Below are 8893 nucleotides of genomic sequence, written 5' to 3'. Positions count from 1 at the left end.
CCTAAACCAGGCGCCCGTTAGTCTTTGTTCACCTTATTTCTAGACAAAATAGAAGCCGAAGGCGATGATGGCGTAGGCGGCCAGCAACAAAGAGCCTTCCAACCAGTTAGACTCACCGTCCAGGCTGATGAACTGGGCGATTAGCACCGCCAGACCGATCGCCACAATCTCATAATAGTTAAAAACGATACTCATCGGCCGTCCCATGAATAAACCGATAAAAACCAGCAGGGGCGTTACCAGCAAGGCAATCTGAGTGCTTGATCCCACCGCAATCTCAAAGGCCAGGTCGATCTTGTTGCGCCAGGCCATAATGACAGCGGTAAAATGTTCGGCAGCATTGCCGATCAAAGGGATGATGATAATACCGATGAAAAACTCCGACCATCCCAACAGGGCTGTAACCGGTTCAATGGAACTGACCAGGAATTCACTCTCCAGCGCTATTAAAAGCGTGCTTAAGAACAGCATCCCCAGGGAGCGCGGCCGGCTCCATTTAATTTCCTCATCAATCGCGCACTGACGGTTGGTGCCGGTATGACGGAAGCTGAATACCAGGCCGGCTACATAGATCACGAACAGAATCCCCGCCACCACCAGGCTGTAATGCTCCAGCTTGGGCCCGGTTTCTCCATAGAGGAATACCGCCGGGATGGTCAGGGCAATGACCGATAAAAACATAAGACTGGTCTGATTGTTGATATGAACCCGGTCGAAATGCTGTATCCCGTTCTTCATGCCGCCCATGGCTATGGAAAGCCCCAGGACCAAAAGGATATTGCCCAGGATGCTGCCTGCCAGGGAGGCTTTTACCACCGCGAACAGGCCGGCTTTTAAGGCAAATATGGTAATCAGGAGTTCGGTGGCATTGCCAAAAGTGGCATTGAGCAGACCGCCGATCCTTTCACCGGTATAACAGGCCAGGTTTTCGGTAGCCTCGCCCATAAGCCCGGCCAGGGGTATGATAGCCGCCGCGGCACTGAAAAACAGGCCGATCTCATTGCCGCTGAATTTGAAGTAGCCGCTCAGAGCCAGCAAAGGAACTAACCAGTACAAGAAATTCCACATAGTATATCACCATATAAGAGTAATTTAGCCTGCATGGTGCAGGCCTGTGTATATATTATCATTTTGCCAGCATATTTATGATGATTTGTTATGAATGCCCGCGGCAAGAACACTTTTTTTACTATAGCGACAATCAGCTGCAGAACCGGCGTCCCGCTTGCAGACCGTTCTCCGGGGTTGCCATAGCAGGCGCCGGTGGTTTGGTAAAACCTCACATCCCAGTGGAGGATGATTTATCCGCTTGGGACATGAACCGCTTTGATTGAAGGAAACCATTTAAATTAAGGAGAATACTGAAATAGCGAGGTGATTTATAAGTATGCCCAGAATGAAAAATCAACGCAAAATAGATATAGCGGGAATATTCCGGGTTAAGCAACAAACCATGATGATGCGGGTGCAGGAGGCGGCCAAACAGGGCGAGAAGCTGTGGGAATCCGGCCAAAGCAGCGGAATGAATGATTTTGCAGATCAGGTATTGAATATCATCAGGGGGTGTGCCCTCGAACTGATCGATTCCATACCTGAGGCAGCCCTGTGGAATCAGCAGTGGTCTGAAGCTCTGGATCTGGCTGCCGAGTTTGTCAATAAGCAAGGTGAGTGGCTTTTCCGCAGATGCCTTGAACTCTGGGGCGAGGAGGCCCTGGCAGTGCGGGAGCGCATCGAAGAGGCCTGCGACGGCATTATCGCCGAAATGGGGGGGAAGATTGAGATCGCCCATCGCTTGAAAAGGCGCAGCTTGTGGGACATCAAGGTGCGCGATTCCATAAAAATCCCTCCAGCGGAAACCGCCAAGCTGTTGATCATCAGCATACTGGCCCTGGTATTCGGATTCCTTTTGGGAAAATGGCTGTAGTGGAGACGAAGCGGTTGAGACAGCTTTCGGGCTCCTTTAGAACGAGGAATATTAAACCGGGCCGGCGATTAGATTATTTATTCAATACCTGGTATTGAAGCCCTCGGCCAGCATACCCAGACCCATGACCGCGAGGACTAGCAGCCAGGTGTTGTTTAAGGCCACGGGCTGCAAGACTACCAGGCCGATAAGGAATAATCCCATTGTGATTCGAATGCCCCGGTCAAATGAAGTCAAATCCTTTTTGAAATCCATATCCGTCCACCTTCACAGCAGTTTTTTATAATGTGCCCACGCGGAATCATTATTAAAACCGCCCGGGCAATAAAAGACAAAAGATTTTCATGGCAATAAAGACATATTGGACAACTGCTCATAAAGGTGCGGCATTTTAAGCGGAAATTGGAAGCTCTGAAAAAACATCGATTGCAAAGGCGCTTCTCACAAGTAGCGGAAACCATAGCGAAAAATGGCATTAGGAGGAATTGTGTGCACAGTCTGCTGCTGGCTATCAGCTTTCTTACCATAGCCCCGGTTTACGGAAACCGTATTGCTAATGACAGGGAATTCGCCAATTCACTTTACTATTACCCTCTGGTCGGATTCATTATCGGCATGATATTGTTCGCAGTCTCCCGGCTCACTGAACTCTTAGGCCCGGGTATTGCAGCCGAGGCTATGATCATATTGGCCTGGGTTATGGTTACGGGCGCCCTGCACCTCGACGGGCTGATGGATTCTGCGGATGGACTCTTCAGCGGCCGGGACCGGGAACGCAAACTGGAAATTATGAAAGACAGCCGGGTAGGGGCTATGGGGGCCATAACTCTGGTGGTGGTCATCCTTCTCAAGCTGGCTTTTCTGGATAACCTTTTAATAACTGATAAGGCCTGGGTCTTGCTGGTTGCGCCGGCGGTAGGGCGGTTTATGATGGTGTACGCCATCTGCCGCTATCCTTATGCCCGGTCTGGCGGCGGCCTGGGGGCAGCGTTCGGCGGAGAAGCGGGGCTTCCGAAATTGGCTGGAGCCGCTCTATTGCTCCTGGCCGGATCCTGGCTGGCTCAGGCCTGGACAGCCCTGACCGCGGTCATTATCACCATCGGCCTGGGTGCCTTGATAGCGGCCTGGATAGCCCGGCAGCTGGAGGGTGTAACCGGGGATAGCTTCGGAGCCTTATGCGAGTGCTGTGAAACCATCTTTATCATCACCGCGGTATTCCTGGTGCATGGATAAGAGCGACTGGAGAGGATGACACGGCCATGAAATTAATCCTGATCAGACACGGACAAACCCAATGGAACGCCAGCCAGAGATACCAGGGTCATACCGATATCCCGCTGAATGACACCGGGAGGCAGCAAGCCCTGCGGCTGGCCGATTATCTTGTGAAGGATGAAGCGGTCGAGGCCGTGTATTGCAGCGATCTTTCCCGGGCCCGCGAAACCGCGGAAATAATCGGCCGAGCTTTTAAGCTTCAGCCCCACCCCGATCACAGGCTGCGCGAATTCTGCTTTGGCAAATGGGAAGGCCTGACCTTCACGCAGGTTTACGCTGCGTACCGGAGCGAATTTGAACAGTGGTTTAATAACCTGGAAGAATTCCGGGTACCCGGGGGCGAATCCTTTTCTGACCTGGCCAGCCGCAGCCTTGAAGCTATCGAGGAAATCAAAAAGAAGCATGCCGGGACAGCGGTGGTAGTCACCCACGGCGGGGTGATAAAGGCCATGCTATGCCGAATACGGGCCAACTCCGATCCCTGGCAGGAGACCGTTCCGCCTGGATCACTGACCAGAATCGACTTTTTAAATGAGCGCATCGAAATACCGCACATCGGTTTGGCGGTTTAGCCAAGGAAATTCGTACAGTCCTGCCAATAACCGATTGTTTCAGGACCAAAGCGATGTAATTTTCCTGCCGGGAATTACCCCCGATACAACACTTCCGCTAACAAGCCTCCGGAATAAAACGTCTGGACCAAGTTTTTCCGCTTACATAAGTTGGGTAAATTGGCATATAATAAAGCGAAGCCTAACCCGGATAGCCGCTTTGGCTGCGGGGATCAGTCCGAGATATTACAGCCTGCTGATTGGGGTTGGCCGGACCTGGTCCGGCGTGATAAAGGCGGTATTTCTGCCCATCAGCAGCTTCCCCTGTAATAATTGAGCATTGGGCTGACATATAGTTGTAGAGAAGGGCATGGCACGGCAAAGACTTTTCCAGATGTGTATTCAGATCGTCTAATTGCCGTCAGATACTGGAATAATGTGGACGGCCCGAATGGAGTTCTTTGACGACCAGGGAGATTAATATTTCCTTTTTATTGCACTGTTTTTTTTCCTACAGTTCACATATAATCAAATAAACAGAGACCAGAAAAGTCGGCAGATAATGTCAAACTCAGCGCGTGAAGGGAACAGCGCAAAAACTGTTTACACGTAGTTTCGGGGAATGCAGCAAGATGCGGAGGTGAGGCTGTGAGTAAGAGATGGGGTAAAGGCGATCCAGTGAATTTATCCGATTTACTAAAAATTACTCCGGTTGCCAATGAAATTATTCAGTTAGCGGAAGAATTGGAAATAAACGTAGCAGATATCCTTTGGATAGTAACCCAGATCATTGATCATGGCGATGAAATTGATGCCAAGGCCTATGCTAAGCTGCTCAATGAAGAAGATCTAAGCATTGAGGAAGAATGGGACGACATCGAAGTTGATAATATAGAATCCGATATGGAGCAGGCCAACTACACTGTAGATGTTAAGATCAACAGTGCCGGACGGTTTCCGGAAGTGGGCTTTAAAGCCGGGATCAATGAGCGTGAAGACATCAGTTACTTCTTCGACATGGTCTTGGATATGTTGGAGAAGCTGGAATAGAGTCGAAGCCTGAAACCAAAGTGAGCAATGATAGAGTCCGGGATGTCCCGGACTCTTTTACATGACAGTCAAAAGCCGGGTTTGACGCTGCCCGGCATTATGGGTTTAAGATTTTTATAAGGTCTTTTTATGGGTCTGCCACCAATTGATCAATTCCATTACCGGGGAATACCTCAAAAGCGCGTTGGCCAACTGCACCGTACCCAACACCCCGCACAGGGTTGCGGCCCAGCCTGTGACCAGGCCGCTTCCTGAAGCGAAGAAAAAACACAACGCCAGGATATACCTGGCCCATACACCATCATGGCTTAACATGCGAGCACCTCCTGACCTCTCCTTCTTATCCTCACCACAGCTGCCCGCAATTATGTAGGCTGGCAATGTAAAATGGGATTCAAGGCAGGCCGCGGTTGCGCTATACTGAGATGCAAGAGGGCTCGAAAGTGAGGCTGGCAGATCATGAGCGAATGGGTTACACTCCTGGCCTTAGCGGCAGGATTGATAATGGGCGGCCTGGGCATAGCTTTGGTTATGCGCGGGCGTTTATACAGTGAACGGCTTTTGTACGAGCAAAGCATTGCGGGCGAGCGGGCCATGTACCAGGAAAATCTTGCCCACAAAGAACAGTATCTGCAGGAATTGCGCCAGAGAGAGCGTGATCTTGGCCAGCATATATCCAGTTTAAGCGGCGAACTGCAGTCTCAGCAGCAGAAACGGTCGGCGGCTGAGGAGAGATGTCTGCGCATCACTGAGCTGGAAGCCAGCCTTGATAAAAAGGAAAACCTGGTGAGCGATCTGCAGATGGAACTCAACCGGCTGCACAAGATTCAGGCGGGCTTGGAAGAGCGTTTGCAGGAGAGTGAAAAACGCCTGGCCCGGGAGAAACAATTACTGGAACAAGTCCGGGAGAAAATGACTGAAGCCTTCGCCTCGCTGTCCGCCGAGGCCTTGCGCAGCAACAATCGATCTTTTCTGGAGCTGGCCGCCACCTCGCTGGAGAAATACCAGGAGGGAGCCCGCACCGATTTGGAAACCAGGCATAAAGCCATTCAGTCCTTGGTGGAGCCGGTACTGAACTCCTTGAAACAGGTGGATCAAAAGGTTCAGCAGCTGGAAAAGGAGCGCACCAGCGCCTATGCCAGTTTGATGGCCGAGGTGGGGAATATGTCGCGCACCCAGGCCCAGCTGCACACTGAAACCGCTAATCTGGTCAAAGCCTTGAGGCGGCCCGAGGTCCGGGGGCGCTGGGGCGAGCTGCAGCTGCGCCGGGTGGTGGAGATGGCGGGTATGGTCAATTTCTGCGACTTCGTGGAACAGCGCAGCAGCGAATCCCCTGATTCACGCCTGCGCCCCGATTTGATTGTCAAACTGCCCGGGGGACGTTATGCGGTGGTAGATTCCAAAACCCCTTTGCGGGCCTATTTGGATGCCATGGAGAGCGATGATCCCAACCTGCAGCAAGCCAGGCTCTCCGATCATGCCAAACAACTGCGGGTGCACATCAGCCAGCTGGGGAGTAAAAGATATTGGGAACAATTTCAGCCTACCCCGGAGTTCGCAGTTTTATTTGTTCCCGGGGAGGCATTCTTCAGCGCCGCCCTGCAATATGACCCCGAACTGATTGAGTATGGCTCCAGCCAGCAGGTCATCTTGGCTACACCCACCACTTTGATCGCTTTGCTCAAAGCGGTTGCGTACGGCTGGAAGCAGGAAGCCATCGCCGAGAATGCCCGGGAGATAAGCAGGCTGGGTCAAAACCTATATGATCGGATTCATGTCCTGACCAGGCATTTTGAAGACTTGCGCAAAGGCCTGGAGCGCACCGTGGAGGCTTACAACCAGACCGTAGGGTCGATGGAAAGCCGGGTTCTGGTTACGGCGCGCCGCCTGACGGATCTGGGGGTGTCGGCGCCCAAGCCCCTGCCAGCCACAGTTATGATTGAAAAAAAGCCGCGCCATATTTTCCCTGCGGGTGATGAGCAACTGGCGGAAATCTGCAGTGCAGAGGATGATGCTGATTAGAAGTTACTGAAAATACACCGAAATTTGGGTGAAACTTTACAAAACTCGTCAGCATTTTCTGCATCGAAGTATTATAATAATATAGGGTAGGTAATAAAATGCCCGGCGAGGAGGTGAGAAGATAATTGGATAAAAAGCTGATTGATGAGATCCTCCGTTCCATTGGCTTGGAGCACATTGAGGACGAAAAGGAAGACAGAGAATAAGAAGAAGCCATTTAAGGACCCTTAAATGGCTTCTTCATTTTTTCTGGGACAGCAGGCGCTTTGCTCCTGCTCAATCGGCAGCGGCTTCCTGCAGCAGTTCGGATACGGTAACAATTTCATAACCCTGGCTGCGGATATTGTTTATTATGGCGGGCAGGGCTTGCGCGGTCTGTTTACAGGTGTCGCTGGCATGCATGAGAATGATATCGCCCGGGTGTATGCGCTTGTTTATTCTCTCGATGATTATGGAGACACCGGGGTTCATCCAGTCCAGAGAATCTGTGCCCCAATGTATGGCCTGATAATGGCACTCGTGAATGGCTTCCATTACATTGTCATTGTAATCTCCGTTGGGAGCGCGGATAAGGCGGGGCGGCTCTCCAGTTACTGCTTGGATAGCCTGGTGGGCTTTCATAATCTCTTCTTTGATCTCGCTTTTACTGAAATTGGTCAGATTGAGATGGCGGTGTCCATGGCTGGCGATTTCATGGCCATCGGCTTTGATCCGTTTCACCACTTCCGGGTACTGAGTGGCCCAGGGGCCGGACAGAAAGAAAGTGCATTGCACTTGATTGGCCTTGAGGATTTCCAGAACCGCCGGTGCGGTCTCGTAACCCCAGCTTATATCAAAAGTTAAAGCTACGATCTTCTTGTCAGTTTCAACCCCATAAACCGGCTTTTGCCTGTAGAAGGCCTGCACATACACCGCGCTGGTAGCCAGCAGGAGCAGGACCAATACGGCGATAACCGTAATCTTCGTTTTGGGATTCATCTCGTAAAAGCCAAAAAACCTGGGCAGATCATCACCCTCTTTTCCTAATGAATTCTATGGCGAAAAAAGTAAGTTTATTCAATCTTTAGCTCCCCGGCTAATCAGTTCGCCCATACTCACAAAGCGGTAGCCCTTCTGCTTAAGGTCAGCCAGAAAAATATCCACCGCTCTGGCAGTTTGCAGACCGTTATCTCCGGCATCATGGAGGATAATGATCTGCCCGGGCCTGATGTGTTCTACAATGTGGGCGGCAATGGTTGGGGCAGGTTTTCCCCGGCGCCAATCCTTGCTGTCCTGCTGCCAGGTCCAATAGGCCACCAGCATGCCCTCTTTAACCGTCAAATCCACCATCTCATATGACAGATAGCCCCCCGGGGGGCGGAATAAATCGGGTTGATGCCCGCTGAGTTCTGTTATAATCTGATTTGTGCGGCGAATTTCCTCCAGTATCTGCCATTTATTGAGATGATTAAAATTCCGGTGCGAATAACTGTGATTCCCGATTTCATGCCCATCCCGGGCCATCCGCCGGATGATTTCAGGATGCTTTTGTGCCTTGCTGCCCACTACGAAGAAGGTGGCCTGAGTCTGATGCATTCTGAGTATGTCCAGGAGCACCGGGGTCCGGAGCGGATCAGGTCCGTCATCGAAGGTCAAGGCCACCACCTTCTCCCGCACTGTTACACTGCGAATTAAGTTGCCGTCTTTTTCCCAAACGGAGAGGTTGGGGTGCAAAGCCAGGGTAAAGCTGCCATAAGAGATCCCGCCCAGGAAAAGGGTCATGAACATCAAAGCTCTGAGGCGTCGTTTCAGCCAGGTTAGCATGCCGGCCTCCTGAAAATTAATCGCTTATAAAAAATATGAAGGTATTTGGGACAGTATGCGCTGCCTACACCGGCACTGGCCGGCCAAATAGCTGGATACTGGACCCGCACGTCTTAGGGAGATGCCGCATGCCGCCGCTGTTCGCAGTGGAATAATTTACATGACAGATTTGATCTAATATAATAATGTAGAATATATTGCATAATTATAATTGATAGAAATCAGGACGGAAAGTCATATTCAGCAATGTGCGGGGGATAGGATATAT

Annotated in this window: 10 protein-coding genes; 5 read left to right on the top strand and 5 right to left on the bottom strand. The window is 51.2% G+C overall.

From position 1 onward, the window contains the following. Positions 1-39: 39 nt before the first annotated feature. Positions 40-1068: a calcium/proton exchanger gene (gene cax / locus B3W37_RS02110; protein ID WP_481038172.1), complete on the bottom strand. Its 1029-nt coding sequence runs from the start codon at positions 1066-1068 to the stop codon at positions 40-42. 328 nt (positions 1069-1396) lie between these two features. Between cax and B3W37_RS02105 the strand changes: the two genes are divergently transcribed. Beyond that, the gene (locus tag B3W37_RS02105; RefSeq protein ID WP_483174630.1) at positions 1397-1924 is read left to right on the top strand and encodes a hypothetical protein; all 528 of its coding nucleotides are present in this window, start codon (positions 1397-1399) and stop codon (positions 1922-1924) included. An 81-nt stretch (positions 1925-2005) separates the two neighbouring features. On the opposite strand, the gene B3W37_RS02100 is transcribed toward B3W37_RS02105, so the two are convergent. Continuing rightward, positions 2006-2179, bottom strand: a complete 174-nt coding sequence (locus tag B3W37_RS02100; RefSeq protein ID WP_481038175.1) for a YgaP family membrane protein — start codon at positions 2177-2179, stop codon at positions 2006-2008. 234 nt (positions 2180-2413) lie between these two features. On the opposite strand from B3W37_RS02100, the gene cobS reads away from it, so the two are divergent. The 3 genes from cobS (at position 2414) to B3W37_RS02085 (ending at position 4800) form a co-directional block, all read left to right on the top strand. Then, a complete protein-coding gene (gene cobS, locus B3W37_RS02095) occupies positions 2414-3157 on the top strand; it encodes an adenosylcobinamide-GDP ribazoletransferase (protein ID WP_483171431.1) in 744 nt (247 codons plus the stop codon). Between the two features lie 26 nt (positions 3158-3183). After that, positions 3184-3771 carry an alpha-ribazole phosphatase gene (gene cobC / locus B3W37_RS02090; protein ID WP_483171430.1) on the top strand — a complete coding sequence of 196 codons (588 nt, stop codon included), beginning with the start codon at positions 3184-3186 and terminating at the stop codon, positions 3769-3771. A gap of 627 nt (positions 3772-4398) precedes the next feature. Further along, complete coding sequence (locus tag B3W37_RS02085) at positions 4399-4800, top strand: hypothetical protein (protein WP_481038178.1); 402 nt, start codon at positions 4399-4401, stop codon at positions 4798-4800. Between the two features lie 114 nt (positions 4801-4914). Here B3W37_RS02085 and B3W37_RS02080 read toward each other — a convergent pair whose 3' ends face one another. Next, positions 4915-5115 (bottom strand): hypothetical protein, encoded by a 201-nt coding sequence (locus B3W37_RS02080; RefSeq protein ID WP_481038179.1) that lies wholly within the window; start codon positions 5113-5115, stop codon positions 4915-4917. Between the two features lie 144 nt (positions 5116-5259). On the opposite strand from B3W37_RS02080, the gene B3W37_RS02075 reads away from it, so the two are divergent. Then, the gene (locus B3W37_RS02075) at positions 5260-6822 is read left to right on the top strand and encodes a DNA recombination protein RmuC (protein ID WP_483171429.1); all 1563 of its coding nucleotides are present in this window, start codon (positions 5260-5262) and stop codon (positions 6820-6822) included. 276 nt (positions 6823-7098) lie between these two features. Here the strand turns inward: B3W37_RS02075 and pdaB are convergent, their stop codons facing one another. Together pdaB and B3W37_RS02065 are read right to left on the bottom strand one after the other, a co-directional pair. Next, positions 7099-7800: a polysaccharide deacetylase family sporulation protein PdaB gene (gene pdaB, locus B3W37_RS02070; RefSeq protein WP_483171428.1), complete on the bottom strand. Its 702-nt coding sequence runs from the start codon at positions 7798-7800 to the stop codon at positions 7099-7101. A gap of 78 nt (positions 7801-7878) precedes the next feature. Beyond that, complete coding sequence (locus B3W37_RS02065; protein WP_483171427.1) at positions 7879-8625, bottom strand: polysaccharide deacetylase family protein; 747 nt, start codon at positions 8623-8625, stop codon at positions 7879-7881. Between the last annotated feature and the right edge of the window lie 268 nt (positions 8626-8893).

The organism is Syntrophomonas sp. UBA5494 (assembly GCF_002426325.1).
This window is presented reverse-complemented; position numbering and strand designations above follow the sequence as displayed.

Excerpts from the sequence above, each read along its gene's own strand:
- cax (WP_481038172.1), bottom strand. The coding sequence starts at position 1,068 with ATGTGGAATTTCTTGTACTGGTTAGTTCCTTTGCTGGCTCTGAGCGGC.
- B3W37_RS02105 (WP_483174630.1), top strand. The coding sequence starts at position 1,397 with ATGAAAAATCAACGCAAAATAGATATAGCGGGAATATTCCGGGTTAAG.
- B3W37_RS02100 (WP_481038175.1), bottom strand. The coding sequence starts at position 2,179 with ATGGATTTCAAAAAGGATTTGACTTCATTTGACCGGGGCATTCGAATC.
- cobC (WP_483171430.1), top strand. The coding sequence starts at position 3,184 with ATGAAATTAATCCTGATCAGACACGGACAAACCCAATGGAACGCCAGC.
- B3W37_RS02080 (WP_481038179.1), bottom strand. The coding sequence starts at position 5,115 with ATGTTAAGCCATGATGGTGTATGGGCCAGGTATATCCTGGCGTTGTGT.
- B3W37_RS02075 (WP_483171429.1), top strand. The coding sequence starts at position 5,260 with ATGAGCGAATGGGTTACACTCCTGGCCTTAGCGGCAGGATTGATAATG.
- pdaB (WP_483171428.1), bottom strand. The coding sequence starts at position 7,800 with ATGAATCCCAAAACGAAGATTACGGTTATCGCCGTATTGGTCCTGCTC.
- B3W37_RS02065 (WP_483171427.1), bottom strand. The coding sequence starts at position 8,625 with ATGCTAACCTGGCTGAAACGACGCCTCAGAGCTTTGATGTTCATGACC.